We start from the raw sequence: 26,089 nt of genomic DNA, 5'->3' as shown, positions 1-26,089 counted from the left end.
CAGCCCATGAACATTCATGCTGCCAGCACCACCCGGGCGGAAGCCCTCGTGACCACCCGTCTCGACAGCACCCGGGAAACACCGGTTCTGTCGCTGCGCCTGAACGGCACAACGCCGGGCGCGGACGAGCTGACCGGCGCCGTGCTGCGGGCGCTGGAAGCGGCCTTTGCCGCTGACGGAAGCCTTCACCGGCTGATCCTTGATCCGGTCGGCTTGCCGCTCACCGTCCGCGATCTGCCCTTTGCCCATCCGGTTGCGGGCGGGCTGGAGGTGCGCCGCGATGGCTTTTATCAGACAGACCAGCTCTGGCTGGGGCACAGGCCCACGGGACGGCTGCGCACCGGTCTGGTGCCCGGCCCCGATGGCCGCGATCACCCCTTGCGCCCGCCCCATCCTGTGGGCGTGGTCTACGAGCGGTATGACCCGGTGGCCGATCTCACCGTTTCCTTCCGTGCGGTGGACATCGACCGGGACCTCGACACCTTCCACCGCTGGATGAACGATGGCCGCGTCGCCTATTTCTGGGAACTGGCCTGGGACAAGCCGAAGCTGCGCGATTATCTCGCCGCCTTCGCGGAGCGGCCGCATACCTATCCGCTGATCGGCTGTTTCAACGGCGAGGATGCTGGCTATTTCGAGACCTACTGGGTGCGGGAGGACCGGCTTGGCCCCTTCTATGACAGCGGCCCCTGGGACCGGGCCTGGCATGGGCTGATCGGCGAGCGCCGCCACCTTGGCCGGGCCAAGACCGGCGCCTGGCTGCGCGGCCTGCTGCATTACCTCTTCCTTGATTGCCCGATGACGGAAAACATCATGGGCGAGCCGCGCGTCGACAATGCCAAGCTGCTGAACTACGCCGCTGAAGTCGGCTACGAGAAGGTCAAGGAGTTCGACTTCCCGCACAAGCGCTCGGCCCTGATGCGCTGCCCGCGTGACCGGTTCTTCTCGGAGGTGCGGCTGTGAACGCGCCCTTTGCAGTCTCCACCCCGGCAGACAGCCGGAGCGCCGCTGACGCCCGCTGGAACGCCGTTTGCCGGACCGCACTCGCCAAGATGCTGGATGAGCTGACCTATGAGGAAGTGCTGGCGCCGGAAGCAGACGGCGAGGGCAGCTATGCCCTGCGCCTCAAATCCGGCATCACCTGGCACTTTGCCGCCCGCACGGGCGCCTGGGGCAACCTTCTGACGGACAGCCGGACAATCCGCCGTGAGCCGGAGGGGGCCATCTCGCCGCTGCAGTTCACGCTGGACGCAAGGGCCGAGCTCGGGATGGCGCCGGAAACCCTTGCCACCTTCCTGCGCGAACTTTCCAACACCCTGCGGCAGGACATGATCCTGCATCAGAAAACGGAAGGCCTTGAGGCGGACCGGCTGCTCGACTTGCCCGTGCATGTGCTGCACGGCCTGCTGGAAGGCCACCCCAAGGCGGTGGCCAACAAGGGCCGCCTCGGCTGGGGCGCGGATGACCTTGCCCGCTACTCGCCGGAATCGGCCGAACCCTTCTCCCTGTTCTGGCTGGCAGCCACCCGGCAGAACTGCCGTCTGGGCGGTGATGACTATGAAGCGGCGTTCCTGCGCCGCCAGCTTGGCGAAGCTGAGGCAGCAAAGCTTCTCGCCCGCCTCACGGAAAAAGGGCTCAGTCTTGAGACCCACACGCTGATCCCCGTGCATCCCTGGCAGTGGGACAATGTGATCCAGCAGGCCTATGTCACGGATCTTGCCACCGGCGATCTGGTGTTTCTCGGCAGCTTCGGCGGGCGCTATGTGGCCGGTCCCAGCCTGCGCACGCTCACCAGCATCGACCGGCCCGGCTCTGCGGATGTGAAGGTGGCGCTGACCATCCTCAACACCTCCGCCTGGCGCGGCATTCCGGGCAAATACATCGCCATCGGCGCTGCGCTCTCTGACTGGCTGGAAGGCATCGTGGCCTCAGATGATCTGCTGGCCCGGCACGTGACGATCCTGCGCGAGGCACGCGGCATCTGGTACCGGCACCCGCTCTATGGCCAGATGGAGGATGCGCCCTATCAGCATGGCGAAACGCTGGGCGTGATCTGGCGCGACAATGCCTCCGGCCGGGTGGGGCCAAACCGCCGCGCCTGTCTCTATGCCGCGCTGCTGCATCCCGATGCGGAGGGGCGGCCGCTGGCCGTGGCCCATGCCCGCCGGGCGGGACTGGACTTCGAGGACTGGCTGAAGCGCCTCTTCGAGGTCAGCGTGGTGCCGCTCTATCACATGCTCTGCCGCTTCGGCACGGGCTTCATCGCCCATGGGCAGAACATCACCGTGGTGCTGGAAAGGGACGTGCCGGCTGGCATTGCCATCAAGGATCTGCAGGGCGACGTGGATCTGGTCAATGTGGTCTTTCCCGAACAGGCGGACCTGCCGGACGAAGTGAGGGCGGTGCTGCCGTCGAAGCCTCCGGCCTATATCGTTCACAACATCCAGACGGCGCATTTCGTCACCGTGCTGCGCTTCTTCTCTGCCCGGCTCGAGGCGTCCGGCGTGCTGCCGGAAGACAGGTTCTACCGGCTTCTGGCGGATGTGCTTGAGGCTTACATGGCGGCCCATCCGGAGCTGGCGGAACGGCACAAGATGTTCGATCTGTTCAATCCGGCAATGCCGAGGGTCTGCATCAACAAGGTGCGCTTTGCCATTGGCTATGGCGATGCCGCCCAGCGGCCGATGCCAGCCCTCGGCACGGATCTACGCAACCCATTGTGCCGTTGCGGAAATGTTGCGTGAACGCAACAGCACAACTTTTGCAAGGCGCACATACCGAACAAAACTTGAATCCATAATTCATATATGCAGTTGTAGCGCCAATATCAGGAAGCCAGGCCGCAAGGGCCAAGCCACCGCCAACCGACTTGAAACACACATGCAAAAGGTGGCAGGCCATGCATCTGAAGACACTCGCGCTGACGACAACGGCGCTTATCGCAGCCTTTCCGGCATTGGCGCAGGATGAGACCGCGCAGAAGACGTCCACCCTCGACAAGATCGTCATCACTGCGGGGCGCAGTGAAAGTGCAGTCAGCACGCTGGCGCAGTCGGTTGTCGTCATCGACCGCGAACAGATCGAGGCTGCCAGTTTTGGCTCCACCGATCCAACCGATCTGATCTCCCGCCTTGTTCCGGGCTTTGCCCCGTCGAACCAGACCCTTTCGGGTGCCTCGGAAACCTTCCGTGGCCGCAGCGTGCTGATCATGGTCGATGGCGTGCCGCGCAACACGCCGCTGCGCGATAACTCCCGCATCCTGTCGATGATCGATCTCAACACGATCGAGCGCATCGAAGTGGTGAATGGGTCTTCCAGCCTTTATGGCGCAGGCGCAACCGGCGGCACCATCAACTTCATCACCAAGCGCGGGGTGGAAGAGGGCATCCGCACCACCATCACCACCCAGGCATCCGCCTACACCCAGGACATCGGCAATTCCATTGCCCCGTCCGTGAGTGCCAATGTGGAAGGCCGTATCCGCCAGTTCGACTATTTCTTCTCCCTCTCCGGCGACATGACCCGCAAGACCTATGATGGCCGCGGCAACGAAATGCCCTCTGATGCCATGATCGGGCAGGGCGGCAGTGACCGGACGCGTCAGGGCAACATGTTCACCTCGCTCGGATACGAGAATGAGAGCCGCCGTTTCGGCCTGTCCTTCGACTGGACCTATCTCGACCAGAAGCCCGACTGGCTGACCAACTACTCCAGCAACCCGATCAGCCCGGACTTCAACTCACCCTATACCGGCGAGCGCCTGAAGGAAGATTCCAAGTATTTTACTGGAACATTCACCGAGAATGACTTCATCTTCGGCACCTTGAACGTGGCGGCATTCTACAATTCCATCCGGAAGCAGTCCCTGTTCAACACTCTTTCGACTGCAAACTCGTTCGTCTATGGCGCATCGAATGGGTCCACCGTTGTATCGCCCTACAACCAGACCATTCTCAAAAGCGACCGCGCCGGGATCAATGCAACGGTCAACAGTGACCTGGACTTCATCCGTGACGGCGCGAAGATCACCTGGGGTGCCGACTACACTTACGATCACACGACGCAGGAGCGCGTGGATGGGGCCGCTGTCATTGCACCGATGACGCAGAACCAGATCGGCGCCTTTGCCCAGCTGGAAGTGCCCGTGACAGACCGGTTCACCCTGCAGGGTGGCGCCCGCTTCGACCAGTTCTACCTTGATGTCGAAGACTTCACCCGGCCGTCGGGTATTTTCCTGTACAATGGTTTCCGGGTCCCGCTGCGCGAAGTCAGCGTCACCGGCGGCAGCTTCACCTATAATTCGCCGACCTACAACATCGGCGGTGTGTTTGATCTGACCGAGGAAGCGCAGGCCTTCGCCAATTTCTCGCAAGGTTATTCCCTCGCGGACATTGGCGGTTTCACACGCCGGGCCGGCGCCAATTCCGTTGCCGACATCTGCGCGACATACGGCTCTATTCTGGCTGCTTATGGTTGCGGAACCGGCGCGCCGAACCTCAACATCAGCTATGCGAACATCGCCCCGGAACCGGCGCTCGTGAACACTTATGAAGCGGGCTTGCGCGGAGACTGGGGCCGGTTCCGCGGCACCGCCAGCGCCTATATCTCCACTTCGGACAAGGGCACGTCCTTCGACGCCACCACAAACAGCGTTTCCCAGCAGAAGGAAAAGATCTGGGGCTTTGACCTCACTGCCGAAGCGGATGCCACCGACCGGCTGAAGATCGGCACCGTCTTCGCCTATGTGGAAGGCAAGTATGACGCCAATGGCGATGGCAAGATTGATGCCGGCGAATACCTGCCGAACAACCGCATCCCCAACACCTACAAGATCAACCTCTATGGTGAAATGCGGTTCATGTACGACATCATGGCGCGCGCCGAGGTGGAGTATCTGTCCGGCCGCAAGCAGACGAGCCAGCATCTGCCGAATGTGACCCTGCTGCACCTTGGCATGTCCAAGGACATGGGCAAGTCCGGCAAGCTGTCACTGGGCGTGCGCAACGTGCTGGACACCTATTACGTCAACCCGGTTGCCAGCGCCGTGCGCGGCGCGGAAGTGCCGGGCCTTGGCCGTACGGTTGCCCTCACCTACCGCGTGACCTTCTGATCCTGAGGCCTCCCGCAAGCGATTGCGGGAGGCTTGCCTTTTTTCCGGAAAGACCAGTGCCATGCGGGATGCACCAGCGCCCCAAAGCCAGACAGCGCCAGCCCAGACAGCACCAGCAGAGAAGAGCCGGATCCGTCTTTATGTGACGCTGGCCGGGCTCTATCTGGCGCAAGGCATTCCCACCTATCTGATCGCCGCCGCCCTGCCGCCCGTTCTGCGCGAGCAGGGCGTTTCGCGTACGGCCATCGGGCTTTTCTCGCTGCTGATGCTGCCCTTGGTGGTGAAATTCGCCTGGGCGCCCTTCGTCGACCGGATCCGCCTTTTGCCCATCGGCCACCGGCGCGGCTGGATCGTGCCGATGCAGCTTGTCTGCTCAGCCGCTCTGTTTGCCATGGCCTTCATCCAGCCGGCCGATGTGGTCAGCCTCTTCCTTATGTGCATGGTCATTTCAATCGCCATGTCGACGCAGGATATCGCCACCGATGGCTATGCCACGCAGAAGCTGACGGAAGCGGACCGGGGCATCGGCAACGCCTGCCAGGGCGGCGCGGTTGCCTTCGGTGTGGTGATCGGTGGCAGTCTCTCGCTCTATCTGTTCGAAAACTGGGGCTGGCAGCCGACCCTGATCTTCGTGGCCACCCTGTCCCTGATCCCGCTTGCCGTCACTGTTCTGATGGAAGAGGCCGGGGACCGGCCCGCAAAAGACAGTGGCGCTGCGCAGACAACGCACCGGCCCTCGCTCCGCGCCTTCTTCCGCCGCCCGGAGGCCGTGCAGATCCTCATCGTGGCACTGGTGTTCCGCGCCAGCGAAGGCCTCGTCAAGGCGATGGAAGGGTCATACCTCGTTGACATCAAGCTGCCGCTGTCCTGGATCGGTTATCTCTCGGGGGCTTCGGCGGCGACGGCCGGGCTCCTCGGTTCCGTGGTGGCCGTGGGGCTCATGCGCTGGCAGGGCACCCGCACGGCCCTGATCACCCTTGGCGGCCTCAGAACCATCTGCTTCCTGATGTTTGCCCTGCATGCGCTGGGTCTGTCGGACAGTCTCTACACGGTCATCGGTGCGGCCGGGTTCCAGACGCTGATCCGCTACATGGAAATCGTCGTGCTCTATTCGCTGTTCATGTCCGTCGCCTCGAAGGACCAGCCCGGTACGGATTTCACCATTCTCGCCTGCGCCCAGCTGGTGGTCTATCTGGCCGGGTCGAGCGCCTCCGGCATGCTGGCGGACAAGCTCGGCTATGGCGCTCTCTTCACCCTTTCCACGGCCCTGTCCGGCCTTGCCGTGCTGCTGACGGCAACACTCCTGCGCCGCAAGCCCGCCCCGCCGATGTTTGAGGAAGTCCGCCCATGAACGGCCCTGCCCCTCTGATTGCCTTCACCACGCTTCCCAGCGGCGCCCCCGCCGGCCTGCTGGAAACGCTCGTGTCCGAAATGCTCCGCAACGGCATGGACATCACCCGCCCCTCCCCGGCCGAAGTGGTGCTGAACCTTGACCCCAACACCGTTGGCCTCACCGTTCATGAGGGCGAAGGGCTGCGCATCACGGTGCAGGCAAACGGGCTGGTTCCGCTGCACCGGCTGAAGCAGTGGCTGATGGAGCATCTCGAAGAGCTGCAGCCCGGCACGACCGCCGCCTTGCGCTGGTCCGACGATGGCCCGCGCGATGGCGAGGTGGCCCCGCCCTATTTCCACGAGCTGACGGTGCTGAAAAAGGTGGCGCTCAGCGCTGTGCTGCTCCGCCTCACCTTCAAGGTGGAGGGGATGGAGCGCTTTGGCAGCGACGGGATTCATGTGAAACTGCTGCTGCCGCCGGAAGGCCGCACCCCTGTCTGGCCTAAGCTTGCCGCCAATGGCGCGCTGATCCTGCCTGAAGGGCCGGACGGGCTGCACATGCGCTATTACACCCTCAAGGAGACCCGCACGCAGGCCGGCGAAATCGATATCGACGTTGTCCGCCATGCGGGCGGCGCGGTTTCGGACTGGGCCGAGGCCTGCCGCGAAGGCGATGTGATCGGCCTGCTCGGCCCCTCCGGCTTCCAGCATCCGCCGCTCGCAGGCCCGCTGCTCCTTGCCGCCGATGGCACCGGCGCGCCGGCCGTTGCCCGCATGATCGAGGCTTTGGCGGCGGACATGGAGCGGGAAGGCGCGCCTGTTTCCGGCGGCGGCCACGTGATCCTCGGGCTGGGCACGGATGAGGAGGCGCTGGCCTATCTTGCCGCCGCCAAGGTTGCCCGCCTCGGCCTGACCGTGCATGGCCTTGCCCCGGAAAGCTTCGATGCGGATCTGGAACAGGCCATCCGCACGGCCTTTGCGGGCACGAAGCCTGCCTTTGCCTGGTTTGCCGGCGAACAGCAGACCGCCCAGCAGCTCCGCCCCCTGTTCCGCAAGGACTTCGGCCTCGGCAAGGGCAGCCAGTATGCGATTGCCTACTGGACGAAGGGCAAGACCGGGATGGAGCGGTAAGCGTCAGGCGGGGACGGCGACGAGCCGCATTTTCTTTCTGCCTCAACGCCGTCATCCCGGACGCAGCGAAGCGGAGATCCGGGACCGGTGAGCCCGAGCCTCTCGGTCAAAACACGTTGAAACAGCATCCGCCCCGGCTCACCGGTCCCGGATCGCGCAGGGCGCGTCCGGGATGACGGCGGAGAGGGTTTTCTTCAGCCCCGGCGGATGCAGCATCCGCCGGGGCTTTGTTACGCTTGGCCGTTGCAGCCCTGTCTCACTCCAGCCCGTCAAACAGCGCCGTGGAGAGATAGCGCTCGGCGAAGGAGGGGATGATGACGACGATGGTCTTGCCGGCCATGCCGTCGCGCTGACCAACCTTGATGGCCGCCGTCAGCGCCGCGCCGGAGGAAATGCCGACCGGCACGCCCTCGGTGCGGGCAACCTCACGGGCCGTGGCAAAGGCCTCGTCATTGGTGACCTTGACCACCTCATCATAGACCGACGTGTCCAGCACGCCCGGCACGAAACCGGCGCCAATACCCTGGATCTTGTGCGGGCCGGGGTTGCCGCCGGACAGGACCGGGCTGTCGGCCGGCTCCACCGCCACCACATGCAGGCCCGGCTTGCGGCTCTTCAGCACCTGCGACACGCCGGTGATGGTGCCGCCCGTGCCGATGCCGGAGACAAACACATCCACCTGACCATCCGTATCGTTCCAGATCTCTTCCGCCGTGGTGCGGCGGTGGATCTCCGGGTTGGCCGGGTTTTCGAACTGCTGCGGCATCACCGCGCCGGGGATCTCGCTGACCAGCTCCTGCGCGCGGGCGATGGCGCCCTTCATGCCCTTTGGCCCTTCCGTCAGTTCCAGCTCGGCGCCGAGGATCTTGAACATCTTGCGCCGCTCGACGGACATGGTCTCCGGCATGACGAGGATCAGCCGGTAGCCCTTGGCGGCGGCCACGAAGGCCAGCGCGATGCCGGTGTTGCCGGAGGTCGGCTCCACCAGCGTGGTCTTGCCCGGCTGGATCTGGCCGGAAGCTTCCATCGCCTCGATCATGGCAACGCCGATACGGTCCTTGACGCTGGAAATCGGATTGAAGAACTCCAGCTTGCCCAGCAGAGTGGCCTTCACCCCGTGCTTTTCCGCAAGGCGGTCCAGCCGCACAAGCGGCGTGTCGCCGATGGTTTCGGTGATCGAGCTGTAAATCCGGCCGCGGCCCGGCTTCCTGTCGGTCATTCTCATCTCCCGTCCTGGCCCCGGCACCGTGATGCGGGGCACCTGTTCTTCTGTCGGAATTCTGAACCCTAACCTAGGAACAATTCACGCCGGAATCGAGTGCTCTCATGCTCAAAAGCCCGAGGAATAAGGAAAGTTGTGCCAAACGGGGGTGGTTTGGGGGGAGGGGAGTAAGCGATGGGGCGCCGGCTTTGGTGCTGACGATCATGACAAAGCAGGTCTCCCTCTCCTTCGTCATGGCCGGGCTTGTCCCGGCCATCTGCAAGCCATTGATGTGTATAGATCCTCGGCACAAGGCCGAGGATGACGATGGAGAGGCCGGAGGTTTGTCAGAGGTTCGGGTGTCCGAAAGGATCGTGTCCTTTGTCTTGACTGTTCGATTGGGAAATCTGAGCCTTTCAGATGCGCAAGGGTATAGCCTTGCTGACAATTCTTCATACCCCGCCTTATGCTACCAGAACAGAAGCGAACCCTTAACACAAACAATTGCAGTCCCTGCCGCCATTCAATTCTGGCCTCCAGAACCTTAAGGCTCCATGGGGGAAATGATCGCACACGGTTGCTTAAATACCCCTCGTAGATTTTAACGTCCCGTGAGTGACACGGCCGTCCTACGCTTAGCGAGCAACAGAACAAAAAGAGATCGCAGGACTGTGGATAAACCCCGACATCCAGAGTTGTAGAGCATATAGTAGGTTAAATTGCCTCAGCCATTGCGAACGGGCATTTTTGATTAATCAACTCCGGGGAGCAAGCTTTTGGGATTACTGAGTGAAATCCAAAATGACGCGGTAAGCAGTAGCTCCAACGTAGCCGCTATGTTGAGAAAGTGCCTCATATTGGCAGCGCGGGTTGATAGCGTCTTACTTGAGGACTGGGTTAAGTACGAACTGAATGGCTACCCTAAAGATGTAGATGTGCCTGATTATCGGTCTTTGCAACTAACCTTTAAGGGGCATTTTTCTGGCCCAATGGGCGCCCACATCAAGAATGCACCAATTGCTCCCCATGTCATTAAGCAGATCGTAGGGGACGACAGCTTTAGTCGGTTCCTAGCTCGACAACCAATCACTACGATTGCTGATACAGAGAAGGCGCGTAACTCCGGTGTACTGTATGTCAATTTCGATAACTTAGCCTTGTTCGTGGGGCGACGGGTTTACAGCGGATACAGCGCAGTTCAGGTTTGGGGCGAAGTGCCATCAATGAGCGTCATTGGCATCATTGAGGCTGTCAAAAGCCGTGTTCTCGAACTCACACTGGCGCTGGAAAAGAAATATCCAAACGCAGGAGAGGTCGGTGGCATGGACGAAAGAGATCAAAAAGTCCGAAATGCTATACAAGCAATTTTCAACAACTCAATCTACGGGAACGTGGGGTTCGTAGGCAATGCAAGCCACTCTACGGTCAACGTACAAATAGAAACTGGAAATATTCGATCGCTTACAAAGCACTTTGAAGAAAACGGCATAAATAAAGACGACCTTACAGAATTGGAAGCCGCATTAAATTCTGAGCCGCAAATCGGAAAAGACAAGAAGTTCGGCCCGAATGTAACAGCTTGGATTGGGAGAATGGTGCAGAAGTCAGCATCTGGTGCTTGGGATGTAGGAGTTGGAGCTAGCGGCTCGATCCTAGCAACAGCCCTTCTTCAATATTACGGCTTCAACTAACTCCGCCTGTACAAAGACGGTAGCCACCTGATAGTTCCGCGTTTTGAAGCAAATCACGGCTCGCGAAAGGCCTGCAATCTGGTCGCCCCGGCACAGCGCTTCAGCTCCCCTCCCCCTGGTGGGGAGGGGTTAGGGGTGGGGGGAGGCCTTTCCGGCTGGCAGAGAGTTCAAGGACTGCAGGCAGCTGGTCCGCTTGAGAGTTATTCAGGAAAATATCTGATTTTCAAATAGTTGCGGGTTCAGAGCCCCCCACCCCTTACCCCTCCCCACGAGGGGGAGGGGGGCGGAGAGGCCCTTCCACAAATCAGCTGCATCATTGCGGGCAGTGTCCGAACCTGATGTGTGAATCCGGTGGCCACGAGAGGAAGTGGCCTTTTCCTTGCGCCCAATATCAACTCTGCGCCTCAGGCGGGAATTCCCCTCTCAACCTGAGAAGCGGGCCTCCGAAACCACCTGCTTCTCCCTTCCCCCGCCCTGCAAAAACCCACTCACCCCACCCCAGTCGACCCAAACCCGCCAGCGCCGCGCTGGGTGGCGTCGAGGGTGGTGACTTCGGTCAGGCTGGCCTGCATCGCCGGGGCGATGATCATCTGGGCGATGCGCAACCCGCGGGTGATGGTGAAGGGCTCGTCGCCGTGGTTGATCAGGATGACCTTCACCTCGCCGCGATAGTCTGCATCCACCGTGCCGGGGGAGTTAAGAACCGTGATGCCGTTCTTGGCGGCAAGGCCGGAGCGGGGGCGGACCTGGCCTTCGAAGCCGCGCGGGATGGCCATGGCAAGGCCGGTCGGCACCATCGCCCTCTTGCCCGGCTGCAGCACCAGATCTTCGCTCACCGCTGCCAGCAGATCAAACCCAGCTGCATCGGCGCTCTGATAGGCGGGCAGCGGCAGGTCGGCGCCATGCTCAAGGCGCAGCAGTTCAACGGTGACGGAAGCAGGAACGGACATGGCAATTCTCCTTGAAGGAAATACGGCCCTCTTGCTGTCAGCATTGGCGGCCCAGCGCAAGCCTCGCGGCCTGCGGTCAACAGGTCATGCGGCAGGGCGCGGGACTGGGGGCATGGCTTCTGTTTCCCTTGAGTGAACGATCCGTCGCATTTGCGCCTCTTTATTCACGGCGGAAACGTTCCTATTCTCAGACCCAAGATCGACACCCCTGTGTCCTTTGGAGGGATCACATGTCTGCCACAGGATTTGAACCGCTGTTTCTGGCCCATGGCTCGCCCATGCTGGCGATTGCGGACAGCGCCGCGCACCGGTTTCTGAAGGAGCTGGGGCCCAGCCTGCCGCGCCCGCGTGCCATCGTCGTGCTGTCGCCCCACTGGGAGACAGAGGGCCTCCGGGTTTCCGCCCCCGGCCCGCTGCGCACTATCCATGATTTCGGCGGCTTTCCGCGTGCCCTGTTCGAGATCCAGTATCCGGCCAGCGCGCCGGAGGACGTGACCGGCGAGGTGATGGACAAGCTGAATGCCGCAGGCATCGAGGCAGAGATCGACCCCAGCTGGGGGCTGGATCACGGCGCCTGGGTGCCGCTCTCTCTCGCCTATCCGCAGGCGGATGTTCCGGTCGTTGCCCTCTCCCTGCCGCTGAGCTACGGCCCGCAGGAGCTCCTGGAACTGGGCGCGGCGCTGAGCGGGCTGCAGGACAGCGGCGTGCTGATCATCGCCACCGGCAGCACCACCCACAACCTGCGCCAGATCTTGCCACAAGGCAGCCCCGCGCCGGACTGGGCCACGGCCTTTGATGCCTGGCTGGATGAAGGGCTTCTGACCGGCGAGGCGAAACGGATCACAGATCTCGACGCCGCCCCCGGCTTCCGGATGGCGCACCCGAGGGAGGAGCACCTTCTGCCCGTATTCTTCGCGCTCGGGGCGGGCGGCAAGGGCGCCAGAGGCGAGCTGCTTCACCGCACCTACGAATACGGCACCCTGTCCATGTCCTACTACCGGTTCGGAAAAGCTGTCTGAAGCAGCGCTCACAGCGCCGCTTCGATCTCCGCGACGATGGCCTCTGCGGCGCGGCGGGGGTCGGGCGCGCGGCTGATGGGACGGCCGATGACGAGATAGTCGGACCCGGCGCGGATGGCATCGCCCGGCGTCATCACGCGCTTCTGGTCGCCCTTGTCGCTGCCGGCGGGCCGCACGCCCGGCGTCACCACCACAAGCTCGCCGCCCACGGCCTGACGCACGAGCCCCGCTTCCAGCGGCGAGCAGACGATGCCGCCCATGCCGGCCGCCCGTGCATCCCCGGCGCGTGCCTCGACAAGGCCCGCCACCGGCCCGCGATACCCGGCTGCCACCAGATCCTCCTCGTCCATGGAGGTCAGAACCGTGACGCCGAGCAGGCAGAGGTCCTTGGCATCCGTTTCCTGCAAGGCGGCAACGGCGGCGCGCATGGTCTTGGGGTAGGCATGCAGCGTGACGAAGCGCACGCCCATGCGGGCAATGTTGCGCACGGCGCTGGCGATGGTGTTGTCGATGTCGAGCAGCTTCACGTCGAGGAACACCTCGATGCCCTCGCCCGCCAGCTCTTCGGCAAGTTTCAGCCCGCCTGCAAACTGCAGCTCCATGCCGATCTTGTAGACCCCGACGGCGCCCTTCGTCGCCGCAATCAGCGCCCGCGCCTCCTCAACCGTGGGCACATCCAGCGGCAGCATCAGGCGGTGAGTGGCGGACTTGGGGGCAAAACGGCTGGAGGCGGCCATCCGGGTTTCCTTTCATCGGGAGGTGAGGCGTTGCCGCTTCCTAGCAGGCCCGCTGCGGCAACGCCAGAACCGCACGTTTCCCCGGCATCCATGTTCTGGCAAAGAAGTCTCTGGCCAGATTGCCCATTTGTGTTTCAATGCGTGGCACCGCCTGCTAAAACGGCGCGGTTTCGCCAGGCAGGTAGTAAGGCTGGCCGATGGAAGGATGACAGATGCGCACAGCGGCAATTTCGCGCAACACCAAGGAAACCCGCATTGAGGTCGAGATCAATCTCGATGGCACCGGCGCCTATGACGTGGCGACGGGGGTCGGCTTCTTCGACCATATGCTGGAACAGCTTGCGCGCCATTCGCTGATCGACATCAAGGTGCGCGCCGAGGGCGACGCTCATATCGACTTCCATCACACGGTGGAGGATACCGGCATCGCGCTGGGGCAGGCCCTGTCTCAGGCGCTGGGGTCCATGTCCGGCATCACCCGATATGCCGACACGCATCTGGCCATGGACGAGGCGCTGACGCGCTGCGCGCTGGATGTGTCCGGCCGGCCCTTCCTCGTCTGGCAGGTGGAGTTCTCCCGCGACAAGGTGGGCGAGTTCGACACGGAACTGTTCGAGGAATTCTTCCGCGCCTTCGCCATGAATGCGGGCATCACCCTGCATGTTGCCAACATCTATGGCAGCAACTGCCACCATATCGCGGAAACCTGTTTCAAGGCCGTGGCGCGTTCGCTGCGCAAGGCCATCGAGATCGATCCGCGCCAGGCGGGCCGCGTGCCCACCACCAAGGGCCAGCTGGGCGGCTGAGGAGGCAGGGCAATGAGCACATATATGGTCATGCTGCCACCGGAGGCGGAGGGGCGTGAACTGACGCCCGCCATGGCGCAAAAGGCGGTTTTCGTGCGCGACGGCTTCTCCACCCCGGCGCTGGTCTTCACCGGCATCTGGATGCTGGTGCACCGGCTGTGGCTGCCGTTTCTGGCCTATCTCACCGTTTCGCTGGTGCTGGAGCTGATTGCGCAGAATTTCAGCCAGTCGATCCCCGGCGTTCTCGCCTTCCTGACCGGCATTCTCATCGGCCTTGAGAGCGGCAACCTGCGGCGCTGGTCGCTGGAGCGCAAGGGCTGGATCTTTGCCGGCGTTGTCACGGGGCAGGACAGAGAAGAGGCCGAGCTGCGCTTCTTCAACGCCTACCGCCCGGCCCCGCGCCCGGTGGACACACCGGCTGCCCCGCAGCCGCAGGGCTTTGTGCCGCGCTTTGGCCGTGAGCAGGTGATCGGCCTGACGCTGTCCGGCTCCGGTTTTGCAGGAGAAAGTGCAAGATGACTGTCGCCATAATTGACTATGGCTCGGGCAACCTGCGCTCGGCTGCCAAGGCTTTCGAACGCGCCGCCCGCGACCATGCGAAGGTGCCGGATGTGATCGTCACCTCCGATCCGGACCAGGTGCTGAAGGCTGACCGCATCGTCCTTCCGGGCGTCGGTGCCTTTGCCGATTGCCGCCGGGGGCTTGAGGCCGTCGAGGGCATGCGCGAGGCGCTGGAAGAAAGCGTGCGCCGCAAGGCCAAGCCCTTCATGGGCATCTGCGTCGGCATGCAACTCATGGCCTCGCGCGGGCTGGAATTCGAAACGGTGGAAGGCCTCGGCTGGATCGACGGCGATGTTACGGCGATGCAGCCGGCTGATCCGTCGCTGAAGATTCCGCACATGGGCTGGAACACGATCAGCGTGCATCCTGACACGCACCCCGTGCTGAAGGGACTGGCCATCGGGCCGGACGGGCTGCATGCCTATTTCGTCCATTCGTTCCATTTCGCCTGCGCCCGTCCGGAAGACCGGCTGGCCACCTTCGACTATGCCGGTACCTTCACCGCGATGGTGGCGCGCGACACGATGGTGGGCACCCAGTTTCACCCGGAAAAGAGCCAGCGGCTCGGCCTCGGCCTCATTGCCAACTTCCTTGACTGGAAGCCCTGAGACCCGGCTTTCACGCCCGATGCACGACCAAGGCGCGGCAGGCGCCGCAAGAAAGACATTGCCATGATCCTTTTTCCCGCCATCGACCTCAAGGACGGCCAGTGCGTGCGCCTGAAGCTGGGCGACATGGACCAGGCCACCGTGTTCAACGACAATCCGGCAGCGCAGGCCAAGGCCTTTGAAGATCAGGGCTTTGAGTATCTGCATGTGGTTGACCTCAACGGCGCCTTTGCCGGAGAAAGCGTCAACGGCGCGGCGGTGGAAGCCATTCTCGGCGCAACGAAAAACCCGGTGCAGCTGGGCGGCGGCATCCGCACGCTCGCCCATATCGAAAGCTGGCTGGCCAAGGGCATCACCCGCGTCATTCTCGGCACTGTCGCCGTGCGTGATCCGGAGCTGGTGCGCGAGGCCTGCCGCCAGTTCCCCGGCAAGGTCGCCGTCGGCATCGACGCCAAGGGCGGCCATGTGGCGGTGGAAGGCTGGGCGGAAACCTCCGAACTCACCGCCGTGGATCTTGCCAGACGCTTCGAGGATGCCGGCGTTTCGGCCATCATCTACACGGATATCGACCGGGACGGCGTGCTGAAGGGTCTCAACATCCCCTCGACGCTGGAACTGGCCGCTGCCGTGTCCATTCCCGTCATCGCCTCGGGGGGTCTTGCCTCCATCGAGGACATCAAGCGCCTGCTGCAGCCGGACTGCGCCATCCTGGAAGGCGCCATCTCCGGCCGCGCCCTCTACGACGGCCGCCTCGACCCGGCCGAAGCCATGGCCCTGATCCGGGCGGCAAGGGAAAGCTGAATCAGATGAAGGGGTTGGGACTTCTTGCTTAAGCCTATGAAAAGGCTTGACAAAATCTGAAAATCCCTTATCTTTGAACCAAATGGATTGGGGGTTCCCGGTCGGCGTCAGGCTCTGGAGTAATCCGGGGCCTTTCGCTTTTCAGGCGAAGATTCCGCGCCCCTTCGCACCCAGAGAGGTGCCGCCGATCATCTTTCTGGACAGAATCTCGAAAGCCCGGTTCGGCTGATCCTTGCGGAACACGCTGAGGGCCATGGGCCTTGCGGTCAGATCGGCAATCTGCAGGCCAATCGAATTGGATTTCTTGTCGAGAAAAATCGCCTCGAAACCAGGCATTGGCGTCCGGATCTGGTTGTCTCCGGCAATGATGCGCCGGAAGGCCAGTTCAAGCTCCTGATCCTCCCGAGTCCCGCGTTTCTCGAAGATGAAGAACGTCCGCTTGCCGGTTTCCTGCTTTGCCTTCAGAAACTGATGGACTTTGACGAGACAGATCCCAAGGGCGATGGCGTAGGGATTGTCCGGAAAGAAATCCAGCTTCAGCTCACTTTTCAGGATGACACATCCGGCGATCCGGAAGAACGAAGCCTCGATGCAATCCGACACATCTTGCAGGAAGCTTTGACGCAGCCTCTGATCGGTGAAAAGCCTGAAATCGCCCTTCTGCTTTCTGATCTCGTGCTCATGCAGAATGACGGCATCATGGCCGAAGTAGTGGAACTTGATCCGCTGGAAGCGGGGAACGATCTGGCTGCAATAGCTTGATTTTTTGAAGCCGCAGAGCGACAAGGCAAAAACTGGAAAGTTCACGTCGATGGACGTCAGCGAATGATCGCCGCTTTCGTCCGCATAGAAGATGTAAGAACTGTCCGTCTCTGCCATTCAGATTCCATATCTGCGTGGCCATGAAATTGCAAAGGCCCGCGCATGACCCTCAAGGCCCGCATCATTCCCTGTCTCGACGTCAAGGACGGCCGTGTCGTCAAGGGCGTCAACTTCGTTGATCTGGTGGATGCCGGAGACCCGGTGGAGGCGGCAAAGGCCTATGATGCCGCTGGCGCCGACGAGCTGTGCTTCCTCGACATCACCGCCAGCCATGAGGGCCGGGACACGATCTTCGACGTGGTGCGGCGCACGGCGGAGGCCTGCTTCATGCCCGTCACCGTCGGCGGCGGCGTGCGCACGGTGGAGGATATCCGCAAGCTGCTGATCGCGGGCGCCGACAAGGTGTCGATCAACACGGCGGTGGTCAACAATCCGGATTTCGTGCGCGAGGCTGCCGAGAAATTCGGGGCCCAGTGCATCGTCGTCTCCATCGACGCCAAGCAGGTGAATGCGGAAGGTGAAGCGCCGCGCTTCGAGATCTTCACCCACGGCGGGCGCAACGCCACCGGCATCGATGCCGTGGAGTTTGCGCAAAAGGTGGTGGAGCTGGGCGCGGGCGAGCTGCTGGTCACCTCCATGGACCGGGACGGCACCAAGTCCGGCTACAACATTGCCCTGACGCGGGCGATTGCCGATGCGGTGCCGGTGCCGGTGATTGCCTCTGGCGGCGTCGGCACGCTTGATCATCTCGTCGAAGGCGTGCGCGATGGCCATGCGACGGCCGTTCTGGCCGCCTCGATCTTCCACTTCGGCACCTACAGCATCGGTGAGGCAAAAACCCACATGGCTGCCGCAGGGATACCTATGCGAATGGATACCTGATTTCGGCCGAAATCCGGTGTAAGTTTCACCTGTTACGGGAAAAGACTGCTCTGATGACCGCATTCACTCTGGCCGATCTGGAAGCCATCGTAGCGGCCCGTGCGGCAAGCGATGACGACATGTCCTACACCCGCAAGCTGGTGGGCAAGGGCATCGGCAAATGCGCCCAGAAACTGGGCGAGGAAGCCGTGGAGGCAGCGATTGCCGCCGTGCAGGGCGACAGGGATGGCCTCAAGGGTGAGGCGGCGGATATTCTGTATCATCTCATGGTGGTGCTGAAAGTCTGCGATGTGAGCCTTGACGAGGTCATGGCGGAACTGGCCGCACGCACCGGGCAGACCGGCCTTGAGGAAAAGGCCTCGCGGCCTGCAAGCTGACGCCCGTGCGGCGCCTGAGCCTTTCAAGGCGTGATGCGCCGGCATCGCGGATGCCTTGAGACACAGCATCCGGACCGGAAAGGCCCGCATGCAATCCCTTGGAACAACCGGGACAGAGCCGCCCATGGACCAGACTGTCATCCGCCCCGAAACCATGGACCTGTCGCCGTACAGGGTCTTCACGGAAAACGAATGGTCGCGGCTGCGCGCCGACACGCCCATGACGCTGACCTCTGCCGAGGTGAGCGAGCTGCGGGCCCTGAACGACCCCATTTCCATGGCGCAGGTGGAGAGCATCTATCTGCCGCTGTCGCGGCTTCTGGCCTATTACGCCGAAGCCACGCTGATCCTGCATCAGGCGACCAAGCGCTTCCTCGGCGTGGCGGAGAGCAAGACGCCCTTCATCATCGGCGTTGCAGGCTCCGTGGCGGTGGGCAAGTCCACCACCTCGCGCATCCTGCGCGCCCTGCTCGCCCGCTGGCCGGCAAGCCCTAAGGTGGATCTGGTCACCACCGATGGCTTCCTCTTCCCCAATGCGGTGCTGGAAGCCGAAGGCCTGATGCAGCGCAAGGGCTTTCCCGAGAGCTTTGACCGCACGGCGCTGCTGACCTTCCTGTCCGACATCAAGGCCGGCAAGCGCAACGTGCGGGCGCCGCTCTATTCCCACTTCTATTACGATGTGATGCCCGGCCACTCGGTCACCATCGACCAGCCGGATATCCTCATCGTCGAAGGCCTGAATGTGCTGCAGACGCGGGAGCTGCCCAAGGATGGCCGTGCCGTGCCCTTCGTCTCGGATTTCTTCGATTTCTCGGTCTATATCGACGCGCCGGAGGACATTCTGGAGACCTGGTACGTGGAGCGCTTCATGCACCTGCGTGAAACCGCCTTCCGCGATCCCGGCTCCTATTTCCACCGCTACTCGCGGATCACGGATGAGGAAGCCCTGACCACGGCCAAGACCATCTGGACCAACATCAACCTGCTGAATTTGCAGGAAAACATCCTGCCGACGCGCCCGCGCGCCGACCTGATCCTGACCAAGGATGCCAATCACCGGATTTCAAAAGTCGCCTTGCGGCGCATCTGAAATCCGGGAGAAGGCCTGGCCCGAAAAGCAAGACCCCGCCGTGTTCTGCACGGCGGGGTCTTCTTGTCAGATTGACGGTCAGGAAGCCTGGCGGCGGACACCACCGAGGAAGTCTGCCACCTGGCGGCGCAGCTGGCCGGCATTCTGCTCGAGCTGTTGCGCGGCAGCATCAACCGTGCTCGCGGTCACGCGGGTCGTCTCCGCAGCGCGCGACACTTCCCCGATGTTAGACGTCACTTCCATCGTACCGCGCGAGGCTTCGGTCGCGTTGCGGGCAATCTCGGAGGTCGCCGAACCCTGCTCCTCAACAGATGAGGCGATGGACCCTGCGATGTCGTTCATCTGGTCGATAATCTGCGTCACCGAGGAAATCGCTTCGGCCGCCTTTTCGGTTTCCGACTGAATGGCGGAAATCTGAGACGAAATCTCTTCCGTTGCCTTTGAGGTCTGGGTGGCGAGTTCCTTCACTTCCGCGGCCACAACCGCAAAGCCCCGTCCAGCCTCACCCGCCCGAGCAGCCTCAATCGTCGCATTCAGGGCAAGGAGATTGGTCTGTTCTGCAATTGCCTGGATCAGCGTCACAACTTCACCAATGCGGCCAGCCGCTTCCGACAGGCCCGTCATGCGCCTGTTGCTGGAACTGGCTTCCGCCGCAGCCTTGGAGGCAATCTGGGTCGATTGCTGCACCTGGCGCCGGATTTCGGCAACGGAGGCTGACAGTTCCTCGGCAGCAGCCGCCACGGTCTCAACGTTGCGTGCAGCCTGCTCTGATGCGGAGGTAACGGTTTCGGTCTGGCGTGTGGTCTGCTCCGCGCCGCTTATCATCTCGTGAGAGGCGTCCTGCAGCTTTTTGACCGAAAGCTCGATGGTACTCATCATCTGAGTGATCTGGCTGTCAAAGTCGGCGCTCAGCCGCTGCACTTCCTCGCCACGGCGCAATGCTTCCTCCTGACGGGCCACCTGATCGCTCTCCAGCGACTTGCGGGCCTGCTCGTTCCGCACGAACACCTGCATGGCAGCAGCCATGTGACCAATTTCATCGCCCCGGTTGGCACCCTCGATCGTGATGTTGCTGTCACCCTCCGCCAGCCGGCCCATGTTCGCCGTCAGGTTGGCAATCGGACGGCCAATGCTGCGCACTGTTATGACTGCAACAATCCCGGCAACGACGGCACCAATGACAGCAATGGCAATGACTAACATCGCCTGGCTCCAGAAGGATGCATCGAGATCGTCAACATAGACCCCCGTGCCAATCATCCAGCCCCAGGGGGCAAACCCTTCAGCCCAGCTCCACTTGTCGATAGCAACATCGCTGCCAGGGCGCGGCCAGTCATAAACCACCGACCCGCCACCTTTGCGTGCAGCAGTGATCAGATCCATGACAATAAGCTTACCGTCCCGGCTTTTGACACCGCTCATATCTGTGCCAATGAGCTTGGCATTGACGTGAACGAGATTCTTGCCCGTCTCGTCATAGACAAACATGTAGTTGTCGCCGTCAAAACGGATCGCACCGATCGCTTCCTTCGCGGCTGCCTGAGCCTCGTCGCGGGTCAGCGCGCCGCTTTGTTCCTTGGCATGATACGCCGCCGCAATAGCCTGCGATGCTTTGGAAAGTTCACGGATCGAATTCAACCGCTCATCCAGCATGGATTTGTCAAGAGCGATCAGGCTGACAAAACCCAAAATTGCCATGAAGATGAATGTTGTAACGATAGGGATGGAGATTTTCCAAACCAAGGGCAGACGTGTGAAGAACATCTTTTGACTTCCCGGTCATTTCTTACCTAAAGGTACACTAGGTAAAACGGGTAAACTCTTCCTGAACTTTTTTCAGATCAATTACCATCACAAAATGCATAGAAAAAACCAGGTCGCGTCCAGATTGCATTTTCACGATGTCCGGAAAGAATATAACCTTTTCTCTCGTAACGGAAACCGGAACCACTTCACCCCCCGGGGCAATGTCACGGATACTTGGTCAAACTCGATTACGACAGCAATGTCCCTCGTTCCGCCAAACTACACTTCAAGATTAATGCCGCCTTTACAAAGATAATTGACTTAATTAACGCCCCCGGCCATGGCCTGCGGCATCGAACCGGCGGGTCGCAGACCGCGCGCCGACCTGATCCTGACCAAGGATGCCAATCACCGGATTTCAAAAGTCGCCCTGCGGCGTATCTGAAATCCAGCAGAAGGCCTGGCTGAGCTCACCCCCGCCCGCAGAAGACGTCGTAAAGACCCGGGCGGGACCAGGTGACGTTGTCCCGCTGGCCCTGCAGGACATAGCCGTTTGATTCATAACGGAAGCCTGTCCCGCCATTGACGCGCGGCAGCGTGACGGAGACCTGCCCGAACTCGGTCACCATGGCAACGCCGCGGGCGGTGTCATAGACGACCTGCAGGTCGATACCGGCGGTGCAGACATAGTTCGTGGTGCTGACATTGCCGATGGGCGCGGGCGGCAGCAGCATGCCCGGAGCCTGCGGCTGCATGGGCTGCACGGGCGGAGCGGGAGTGAAGGCACCCTGCGGCAGGCCTTGCTGACCGGGTATGGGGCCTGCATTCGACTGTCCGATCACCACGGTCTGCTGCGGCTCGCGGCTGATGTAAATGCCGAGGCACTGGCCCACATCGGTCGTGACGAGCCAGGCATTCGAGATGATGGATTCCTGATCCAGCACCTGCCCCGGCTCAAGGCGCGCATAGAACTGCTGGATGCCGGAATAATCGATCCAGAACACATCAATGGGTCCGCCCCGGGCGTTGCGGAACAGCATGCGGCCGCGGAAGCCGCCGTCAAGCGAGCGGATCCCGCCAAGTTCAGCGCAAGCCAGATCTCCCATGCCGCCCGCCATGGCCGGGTTGGAGTTGGGGTCCACGATCTGGTCCGGCAAGGCGCAAGCGGCGGCAAACAGGCGCACGGAACGGGCGCTGCCCTTCAGGGACACCGGCGTGACAGCCCCCTCGACAATCACCTCCAGCACGGATTTGCGCGCCATCACATCCCAGACAGGATCGGTGGCGGCCACGGTGAACTCCGGCAGGGGGCGCCCTTGCGGGTTGTTCGCGTCAGAGCCGGTGGCATCATAGCCCGTGTAGAACTCTTCCGACTTCAGCGCCACGGAGACGGGGCTGCCCTGATAGACCGGAGCGGCGGTCTGGGGCACGCTGACGGTAATGAAGCCGGACTGCGGCGTGCAGCGGGCAATGAAATCGGCATCCGCGCCTTGCGCCGAGCCATGCACGAGCTGAGCCTGGGTCGAACCAAGCTCGGTGCCGGTGACCGTCCATTCCCGCTCCACCGGCGCGGCCGGCTGGACGGGGCTATCCAGCGGCGGCAGCGGTGCCGGCTGGCTCTGCTGAACGGGAGCCTGAACTTGCGGCCGGGACTCACTCTGGGGCTCGCTCTGGGTTTGCGGCTGGGCCTGCGTTTGCGGCGGCGTCTGGACCTGCGGCTGAGGCTGGGTTTGTGTCTGCGGCTGTGTCTGGGGCGCCTGCGCCGCCGGAGCCGTTGCGGCCGGGGTCTGCGTGCTCTGGCTCTGAGCTGGCTGCGAGGAAGAGGAGCCCGAGGGGCTGGCCGGCGCTGGAGTGACACCTGCACCGCCGACGACGCGCGGACGGCCGCCAACCTCACGCTTCACATCCACCGTCACCGCGCCACCGGAAGCACAGATATCGGCGCTCTCGCGCAGGACGCGGCTGTTCTCCAGCGTGATTTCAAGCTCGACCTGACAGCCGACCGTGGACGGATCAACGGCGCCCGTCACAGTCTCGACCACGGCGCCTTCAATGCCGCGAGAGATGATCGGGCGGTAACGCTTGTTGACCAGAATGGAGCGGATGCCCGGCTCGGCCGGAACGACCTGCACCCGGATCTGCTCCGGCAGGCTCTGGGCGAAGACGGGTTGCGCAGGGAACGTGGCCGCCAGAAGCGTCAGAAGTCCGGCCGTCGCACCCCGGGCACCGCCGCTGAACATCCACCCCATGTCGTCCCTCATCTTCATGCGTTTGCACCCGTCCGGGACAAGCCCGGCGCGAGCCGCTTTTAGCCTTGCCGTGCCACTCACGGCAATATCGCAAACACTTGGGGCGGGATTTTGCTCATTTGACGCCCGCACCCAAAGCGCCGGAAGTGCCCCAGCGCTATCAATTGCATCTGGTGCGAGGCTGGCGGCCCGGCTTACACCAAGGCTCAGAGATGCTGACGCATCCTGCCTTGAAATTGCTCATGCGCCGCACGGTCTCACATCAGCGCGGGGCGCGCTTGGCCAGAATCCGCTGCAACGTGCGCCGGTGCATGTTGAGCCGGCGCGCCGTTTCCGAGACGTTGCGCTCACACATTTCATAGACGCGCTGGATATGCTCCCAGCGGACGCGGTCGGCGGACATGGGGTTTTCCGGCGGAACGGCCTTCTCGTCGCCTTCACGGGTCAGCGCGGCAAAAACCTCATCCGCATCGGCGGGCTTGGAGAGATAGTCGATGGCGCCGAGCTTCACCGCCGTCACCGCCGTGGCGATGTTGCCGTAGCCGGTGAGGATGACGGCGCGGGCGTCGGGGCGGCTTTCGCGGATCGCCTCGATCACGTCAAGGCCGCTGCCATCTTCAAGGCGCATGTCGACCACGGCAAAGGCCGGAGCACGGGCCCCCACCTTGGCGATGGCCTCACGCACGCTTTCCGCTGTTTCCACCTCGAACCCGCGCTTTTCCATGGCGCGGGCAAGGCGCTGGTTGAAGGCCTTGTCGTCATCAACAAGCAGCAGACTCTTGTCTTCCGCCTCGATCTTGCGAAGCTCTGTGTCACTCATGGGTGCCGTCCTGTATTTACAGACGTGATCAGCTCCGCTGCCAGCATGGTGTCTGGCCGCTCACGGAGCCCCTCGCTCGTGAATAGTGTCCTTTATATGGCCAGAAACCGCGGCCGGGTCCATATCCGTGGCGCCTTCAATGCTGCTGCGGGGCCAGGAAATACGCACGACAGCCCCTGTTTCCGGGGCCGGGCGGTTCTCCAGCATCAGCCGCGCGCCGGTCCGTTCCAGCAAGGTTTTCGCAATGAAAAAGCCAAGTCCCAGGCCACCGCCGGTCTGGGAACGGGAGGCGCGGGAGGAGATGTAGGGCTCGCCGATCCGCGACAAAACGTCCGGGGTAAAGCCGGGGCCGTCATCGCGGATCTCGATCCGGACGGTCCGGTGATCCCAGGAGGTTTTCACCTGAACGGCGGAGGCTGCAAAATCCACCGCGTTTTCAAGGAGATTGCCGAGGCCATAGCGGATCGCCGGATTGCGCACGCCCACCGGCTCCGGCTCCTTGCCGGCGAAACCCACCTTGATGTCGATGCCGAAGCCGCGGTGCGGCTCCACCACTTCCTCGATCAGCTGCGACATGGGCATGCGCTGGAACAGCTGGTCCTTGTCGCTCGACAGGGTGGTCAGCTGGCGCAAGATATCGCGGCAGCGCTCGGCCTGGGCGCGGATCAGCACCACATCCTCGCGGCGCGGATCCCCCTCATCAAATTCCCGCGAGAGCTCCTTGGCCGTCAGGAAAATCGTTGCCAGCGGCGTGCCCAGCTCGTGGGCGGCGGCGGCGGCAAGACCATCGAGGGCATTGAGATGCTGCTCGCGCGCCAGAACCAGCTCGCTGGCGGCCAGCGCATCAGCCAGCTGGCGCGCTTCCACGGCCACGCGGAAGGCATAGACGGCCATGAAGGCGAGGGAGGAGACAAGCGCCACCCAGACGCCCACCGAATAGACATCCGGCAGCGAGAAGACATGCGGCTCCGGCCAGGGCAGCGGCAGGTGGAGGAAAGCCAGCAGCGTGGCGCAGACCGTCACCAGCAGGCCCAGCATCAGCGTCAAGCGGCCCGACAGGCCGGTGGCCGACACCATCACCGGCGCCAGCAGCAGGAAGGCGAAGGGATTGCCGAGACCGCCGGTCAGGAACAGCAGGCCGCTCATCTGCAGGATGTCATAGGCCAGCTGCCCGGCCGCCGCCCAGTCCGGCAGGCGTTTGGCGGAAGGGGAGCGGATCTTCAGGAAGACGTTGAGCCAGGCCGAACAGGCGACCAGCGCAAAGGCAGGCGCGGAGGGCACCGGATAGCCCAGCCCCAGCTGCACCACGAGCAGGGCCACGGTCTGGCCCGCAACCGCCAGCCAGCGCAGGCGCACCAGCGTATCCAGGCTGAGCCTGCGGTGGGAAAGGATGAAACCGGATTCAACTGGGTCGTTCATGGCATCTAACTGGGCCGAAATCCGTGCCGTGGCAAGTCCTCTCCTCTTGTGTGCCCTCACCTCTTGTATGCCCTGGCCTCTTGTGTGAACAGGTGTTCGCGTGCTAGCCAGCCAGTCCAGATGGTGTTCTGCGACCGACGAGCGGGCACCGGCTTGCCGCTTGATGGCCCGGAGCATTCTGCCGGGCCTGAAACTGAAAGACGGATACGAGACAGATGACGGACATCAACGAAGGTGGCGCCGCGGCGCAGGGCAGCGATGCACAGGGCGGCGAAGCACCGGGCCTCAGCATCCTGGCCCAGTACATCAAGGACCTGTCCTTCGAGAACCCGAACGCGCCGCGCTCGCTGCAGCAGGGCGAACAGCCGAAGCTCGACATCTCGGTGAACGTCAGCGCCCAGCCGGTCGCCGATGGTCATTTCGATGTGGTCCTGTCGCTGAGCGCCAAGGCCGAGCGCCCGAACATGGTCATGTTCAACGTGGAGCTGGTCTATGGCGGCCTGTTCCGCATCAACGGCGTGCCGAACGAGCACCTGCACCCCTTCGTCATGATCGAGTGCCCGCGCATGCTCTTCCCGTTTGCACGCCAGATCCTGGCCGATGCGACCCGCAACGGCGGCTTCCCGCCGCTGATGCTGGACCCGATCGACTTCGCCCAGCTCTACCGCCAGAACATGGCGAACCAGGAAGCGGCTCCGGTTCCGAACTGATCCGGACAGCCATTTCCGGCAAGGCTT

At 62.6% G+C, this 26,089-nt stretch carries 23 protein-coding genes; 15 read left to right on the top strand and 8 right to left on the bottom strand.

Features of this window, described 5'->3' with window-relative positions:
- Positions 1–6 precede the first annotated feature (6 nt).
- The 5 genes from ACVNHC_RS15165 to ACVNHC_RS15145 all read left to right on the top strand — a co-directional run bounded on the left by ACVNHC_RS15165 (position 7) and on the right by ACVNHC_RS15145 (position 7,573).
- Positions 7–963 carry a GNAT family N-acetyltransferase gene (locus ACVNHC_RS15165; protein WP_457167801.1) on the top strand — a complete coding sequence of 319 codons (957 nt, stop codon included), beginning with the start codon at positions 7–9 and terminating at the stop codon, positions 961–963.
- Complete coding sequence (locus ACVNHC_RS15160; protein ID WP_457167799.1) at positions 960–2,744, top strand: IucA/IucC family protein; 1,785 nt, start codon at positions 960–962, stop codon at positions 2,742–2,744. The genes ACVNHC_RS15165 and ACVNHC_RS15160 overlap by 4 nt, the downstream gene beginning before the upstream one ends.
- Before the next feature lie 155 nt (positions 2,745–2,899).
- A complete protein-coding gene (locus ACVNHC_RS15155; RefSeq protein ID WP_457167797.1) occupies positions 2,900–5,110 on the top strand; it encodes a TonB-dependent receptor in 2,211 nt (736 codons plus the stop codon).
- A 61-nt stretch (positions 5,111–5,171) separates the two neighbouring features.
- On the top strand, positions 5,172–6,461 hold the full coding sequence (locus ACVNHC_RS15150; RefSeq protein ID WP_457167795.1) for a RhtX/FptX family siderophore transporter: 1,290 nt from the start codon (positions 5,172–5,174) through the stop codon (positions 6,459–6,461).
- Positions 6,458–7,573, top strand: a complete 1,116-nt coding sequence (locus tag ACVNHC_RS15145) for a siderophore-interacting protein (RefSeq protein WP_123193246.1) — start codon at positions 6,458–6,460, stop codon at positions 7,571–7,573. Before ACVNHC_RS15150 ends, ACVNHC_RS15145 begins: the two co-directional genes overlap by 4 nt.
- A gap of 256 nt (positions 7,574–7,829) precedes the next feature.
- On the opposite strand, the gene cysK is transcribed toward ACVNHC_RS15145, so the two are convergent.
- The gene (gene cysK / locus ACVNHC_RS15140; protein ID WP_457167793.1) at positions 7,830–8,792 is read right to left on the bottom strand and encodes a cysteine synthase A; all 963 of its coding nucleotides are present in this window, start codon (positions 8,790–8,792) and stop codon (positions 7,830–7,832) included.
- Between the two features lie 758 nt (positions 8,793–9,550).
- Here cysK and ACVNHC_RS15135 point away from each other — a divergent pair.
- Positions 9,551–10,465 (top strand): AbiTii domain-containing protein, encoded by a 915-nt coding sequence (locus ACVNHC_RS15135; RefSeq protein WP_457167791.1) that lies wholly within the window; start codon positions 9,551–9,553, stop codon positions 10,463–10,465.
- Positions 10,466–10,953: 488 nt separating this feature from the next.
- Here ACVNHC_RS15135 and dut read toward each other — a convergent pair whose 3' ends face one another.
- Entirely contained in the window at positions 10,954–11,415 is a 462-nt protein-coding gene (dut, locus tag ACVNHC_RS15130; RefSeq protein ID WP_457167789.1) for a dUTP diphosphatase, read from the bottom strand.
- Between the two features lie 230 nt (positions 11,416–11,645).
- On the opposite strand from dut, the gene ACVNHC_RS15125 reads away from it, so the two are divergent.
- A complete protein-coding gene (locus tag ACVNHC_RS15125) occupies positions 11,646–12,434 on the top strand; it encodes a dioxygenase family protein (protein WP_457167787.1) in 789 nt (262 codons plus the stop codon).
- An 8-nt stretch (positions 12,435–12,442) separates the two neighbouring features.
- Here the strand turns inward: ACVNHC_RS15125 and pyrF are convergent, their stop codons facing one another.
- Entirely contained in the window at positions 12,443–13,171 is a 729-nt protein-coding gene (gene pyrF, locus ACVNHC_RS15120) for an orotidine-5'-phosphate decarboxylase (protein WP_457167785.1), read from the bottom strand.
- A 212-nt stretch (positions 13,172–13,383) separates the two neighbouring features.
- Here pyrF and hisB point away from each other — a divergent pair, with 212 nt between their 5' ends.
- The 4 genes from hisB to hisA all read left to right on the top strand — a co-directional run bounded on the left by hisB (position 13,384) and on the right by hisA (position 15,947).
- Complete coding sequence (gene hisB, locus ACVNHC_RS15115; protein WP_457167783.1) at positions 13,384–13,977, top strand: imidazoleglycerol-phosphate dehydratase HisB; 594 nt, start codon at positions 13,384–13,386, stop codon at positions 13,975–13,977.
- Positions 13,978–13,989: 12 nt separating this feature from the next.
- Positions 13,990–14,496, top strand: coding sequence for a DUF2628 domain-containing protein (locus ACVNHC_RS15110; protein WP_457167781.1), 507 nt, complete (start codon positions 13,990–13,992; stop codon positions 14,494–14,496).
- On the top strand, positions 14,493–15,146 hold the full coding sequence (gene hisH, locus ACVNHC_RS15105) for an imidazole glycerol phosphate synthase subunit HisH (protein WP_457167779.1): 654 nt from the start codon (positions 14,493–14,495) through the stop codon (positions 15,144–15,146). Before ACVNHC_RS15110 ends, hisH begins: the two co-directional genes overlap by 4 nt.
- A 63-nt stretch (positions 15,147–15,209) precedes the next feature.
- A complete protein-coding gene (hisA, locus tag ACVNHC_RS15100; RefSeq protein ID WP_457167777.1) occupies positions 15,210–15,947 on the top strand; it encodes a 1-(5-phosphoribosyl)-5-[(5-phosphoribosylamino)methylideneamino]imidazole-4-carboxamide isomerase in 738 nt (245 codons plus the stop codon).
- A 141-nt stretch (positions 15,948–16,088) separates the two neighbouring features.
- On the opposite strand, the gene ACVNHC_RS15095 is transcribed toward hisA, so the two are convergent.
- Positions 16,089–16,826, bottom strand: coding sequence for a DUF3800 domain-containing protein (locus ACVNHC_RS15095; RefSeq protein ID WP_457167776.1), 738 nt, complete (start codon positions 16,824–16,826; stop codon positions 16,089–16,091).
- Positions 16,827–16,871: 45 nt separating this feature from the next.
- Here ACVNHC_RS15095 and hisF point away from each other — a divergent pair, with 45 nt between their 5' ends.
- From hisF to coaA, 3 genes are all read left to right on the top strand, one after another.
- Positions 16,872–17,651 carry an imidazole glycerol phosphate synthase subunit HisF gene (gene hisF / locus ACVNHC_RS15090; protein WP_457167774.1) on the top strand — a complete coding sequence of 260 codons (780 nt, stop codon included), beginning with the start codon at positions 16,872–16,874 and terminating at the stop codon, positions 17,649–17,651.
- 53 nt (positions 17,652–17,704) lie between these two features.
- Positions 17,705–18,028 (top strand): phosphoribosyl-ATP diphosphatase, encoded by a 324-nt coding sequence (locus tag ACVNHC_RS15085; RefSeq protein WP_094462661.1) that lies wholly within the window; start codon positions 17,705–17,707, stop codon positions 18,026–18,028.
- Positions 18,029–18,152: 124 nt separating this feature from the next.
- The gene (gene coaA, locus ACVNHC_RS15080) at positions 18,153–19,118 is read left to right on the top strand and encodes a type I pantothenate kinase (protein WP_050473560.1); all 966 of its coding nucleotides are present in this window, start codon (positions 18,153–18,155) and stop codon (positions 19,116–19,118) included.
- A gap of 78 nt (positions 19,119–19,196) precedes the next feature.
- Here coaA and ACVNHC_RS15075 read toward each other — a convergent pair whose 3' ends face one another.
- From ACVNHC_RS15075 to ACVNHC_RS15060, 4 genes are all read right to left on the bottom strand, one after another.
- Complete coding sequence (locus ACVNHC_RS15075) at positions 19,197–20,882, bottom strand: methyl-accepting chemotaxis protein (RefSeq protein WP_457167771.1); 1,686 nt, start codon at positions 20,880–20,882, stop codon at positions 19,197–19,199.
- A 452-nt stretch (positions 20,883–21,334) separates the two neighbouring features.
- Positions 21,335–23,131 carry a hypothetical protein gene (locus tag ACVNHC_RS15070; RefSeq protein WP_157757091.1) on the bottom strand — a complete coding sequence of 599 codons (1,797 nt, stop codon included), beginning with the start codon at positions 23,129–23,131 and terminating at the stop codon, positions 21,335–21,337.
- 244 nt (positions 23,132–23,375) lie between these two features.
- Positions 23,376–23,933: an ActR/PrrA/RegA family redox response regulator transcription factor gene (locus tag ACVNHC_RS15065; RefSeq protein WP_050473562.1), complete on the bottom strand. Its 558-nt coding sequence runs from the start codon at positions 23,931–23,933 to the stop codon at positions 23,376–23,378.
- Positions 23,934–23,993: 60 nt separating this feature from the next.
- On the bottom strand, positions 23,994–25,352 hold the full coding sequence (locus ACVNHC_RS15060; RefSeq protein ID WP_457167768.1) for an ActS/PrrB/RegB family redox-sensitive histidine kinase: 1,359 nt from the start codon (positions 25,350–25,352) through the stop codon (positions 23,994–23,996).
- Between the two features lie 215 nt (positions 25,353–25,567).
- Here ACVNHC_RS15060 and secB point away from each other — a divergent pair, with 215 nt between their 5' ends.
- The gene (secB, locus tag ACVNHC_RS15055; protein WP_050473564.1) at positions 25,568–26,062 is read left to right on the top strand and encodes a protein-export chaperone SecB; all 495 of its coding nucleotides are present in this window, start codon (positions 25,568–25,570) and stop codon (positions 26,060–26,062) included.
- Positions 26,063–26,089: the final 27 nt, after the last annotated feature.

The organism is Pannonibacter sp. Q-1 (assembly GCF_054073275.1).
The sequence above is the reverse complement of the archived record's forward strand: the minus strand, read 5'-3'. Positions and strand labels throughout refer to the sequence as shown.

What these genes read in the sequence shown, in the direction of transcription:
- ACVNHC_RS15165 (WP_457167801.1), top strand. Translation starts at nt 7, where the DNA reads ATGAACATTCATGCTGCCAGCACCACCCGGGCGGAAGCCCTCGTGACC.
- ACVNHC_RS15155 (WP_457167797.1), top strand. Translation starts at nt 2,900, where the DNA reads ATGCATCTGAAGACACTCGCGCTGACGACAACGGCGCTTATCGCAGCC.
- ACVNHC_RS15150 (WP_457167795.1), top strand. Translation starts at nt 5,172, where the DNA reads ATGCGGGATGCACCAGCGCCCCAAAGCCAGACAGCGCCAGCCCAGACA.
- ACVNHC_RS15145 (WP_123193246.1), top strand. Translation starts at nt 6,458, where the DNA reads ATGAACGGCCCTGCCCCTCTGATTGCCTTCACCACGCTTCCCAGCGGC.
- cysK (WP_457167793.1), bottom strand. Translation starts at nt 8,792, where the DNA reads ATGACCGACAGGAAGCCGGGCCGCGGCCGGATTTACAGCTCGATCACC.
- dut (WP_457167789.1), bottom strand. Translation starts at nt 11,415, where the DNA reads ATGTCCGTTCCTGCTTCCGTCACCGTTGAACTGCTGCGCCTTGAGCAT.
- ACVNHC_RS15125 (WP_457167787.1), top strand. Translation starts at nt 11,646, where the DNA reads ATGTCTGCCACAGGATTTGAACCGCTGTTTCTGGCCCATGGCTCGCCC.
- pyrF (WP_457167785.1), bottom strand. Translation starts at nt 13,171, where the DNA reads ATGGCCGCCTCCAGCCGTTTTGCCCCCAAGTCCGCCACTCACCGCCTG.
- hisB (WP_457167783.1), top strand. Translation starts at nt 13,384, where the DNA reads ATGCGCACAGCGGCAATTTCGCGCAACACCAAGGAAACCCGCATTGAG.
- ACVNHC_RS15110 (WP_457167781.1), top strand. Translation starts at nt 13,990, where the DNA reads ATGAGCACATATATGGTCATGCTGCCACCGGAGGCGGAGGGGCGTGAA.
- hisH (WP_457167779.1), top strand. Translation starts at nt 14,493, where the DNA reads ATGACTGTCGCCATAATTGACTATGGCTCGGGCAACCTGCGCTCGGCT.
- hisA (WP_457167777.1), top strand. Translation starts at nt 15,210, where the DNA reads ATGATCCTTTTTCCCGCCATCGACCTCAAGGACGGCCAGTGCGTGCGC.
- ACVNHC_RS15095 (WP_457167776.1), bottom strand. Translation starts at nt 16,826, where the DNA reads ATGGCAGAGACGGACAGTTCTTACATCTTCTATGCGGACGAAAGCGGC.
- hisF (WP_457167774.1), top strand. Translation starts at nt 16,872, where the DNA reads ATGACCCTCAAGGCCCGCATCATTCCCTGTCTCGACGTCAAGGACGGC.
- ACVNHC_RS15085 (WP_094462661.1), top strand. Translation starts at nt 17,705, where the DNA reads ATGACCGCATTCACTCTGGCCGATCTGGAAGCCATCGTAGCGGCCCGT.
- coaA (WP_050473560.1), top strand. Translation starts at nt 18,153, where the DNA reads ATGGACCAGACTGTCATCCGCCCCGAAACCATGGACCTGTCGCCGTAC.
- ACVNHC_RS15075 (WP_457167771.1), bottom strand. Translation starts at nt 20,882, where the DNA reads ATGTTCTTCACACGTCTGCCCTTGGTTTGGAAAATCTCCATCCCTATC.
- ACVNHC_RS15070 (WP_157757091.1), bottom strand. Translation starts at nt 23,131, where the DNA reads ATGAAGATGAGGGACGACATGGGGTGGATGTTCAGCGGCGGTGCCCGG.
- ACVNHC_RS15065 (WP_050473562.1), bottom strand. Translation starts at nt 23,933, where the DNA reads ATGAGTGACACAGAGCTTCGCAAGATCGAGGCGGAAGACAAGAGTCTG.
- ACVNHC_RS15060 (WP_457167768.1), bottom strand. Translation starts at nt 25,352, where the DNA reads ATGAACGACCCAGTTGAATCCGGTTTCATCCTTTCCCACCGCAGGCTC.
- secB (WP_050473564.1), top strand. Translation starts at nt 25,568, where the DNA reads ATGACGGACATCAACGAAGGTGGCGCCGCGGCGCAGGGCAGCGATGCA.